Annotated in this window: 1 pseudogene; it reads left to right on the top strand. The window is 52.1% G+C overall.

What is annotated here, in order from left to right:
* Positions 1 to 833 (top strand): annotated as a pseudogene (locus tag R7O13_RS25670) (S8 family peptidase); the annotation flags it as partial.

The following is an 833-nucleotide window of genomic DNA, read 5'->3' as shown; positions in this document are numbered from 1 at the left end:
TCTGTTTTGCAACAGGTGAAAGCACGTAAAGTGGAAAAACTAGGTAACCGTGCCATTTACAGCGTTGAGCTGGATGGGGATGATCTTGAACCACTGCGTAACCGTGGTGATGTGGAATACGTGGAAGTCGATCCACCGCGTTACCTGCTAAGTGAAACGGTACCTTGGGGTTACAACGCAGTGAATGCTCAGCAGTTGGATGACTTCAATGCAGGTAACCGCACGGTTTGCATCATCGACTCTGGCTACGATCTGTCGCACAATGATCTGAGCGGTAACCGTGTTGCTGGTACCAATGACAGCGGCACAGGATCATGGAGTGATCCTGGCAACAACAACGCGCATGGTACTCACGTAGCGGGCACTATCGCTGCGATCGCGAATACTGAAGGCGTGAAGGGCGTGATGCCAAACCAAAACGTGAACCTTCACATCGTGAAAGTGTTTAACGAAGCGGGCTGGGGTTACTCTTCTGGTCTTGTGAAAGCGATACAAACGTGTGCTGATAATGGCGCAAACGTGGTGAACATGAGCCTCGGTGGTAGCCAATCGAGCCGCACGGAGCAAAATGCGCTGAAAGCGATCTACGATCAAGGCGTACTGTTAATCGCTGCGGCGGGTAACGACGGCAATACTGCGCACAGCTACCCAGCGTCTTAGGATTCTGTTATGTCAGTTGCAGCGGTCGATAATCAAAATGATCACGCGGCGTTCTCGCAAGCGACGGATCAAGTTGAAATCGCGGCGCCGGGTGTGGCGATCCTGTCCACCGTAACAGTAGGCGAAGGTAAGTTGTCTGACATTACGCTAAACGGTGTTAGCCAGTTTGGCCG

Source organism: Vibrio sp. Y176 (assembly GCF_033438945.1).
This window is presented reverse-complemented; position numbering and strand designations above follow the sequence as displayed.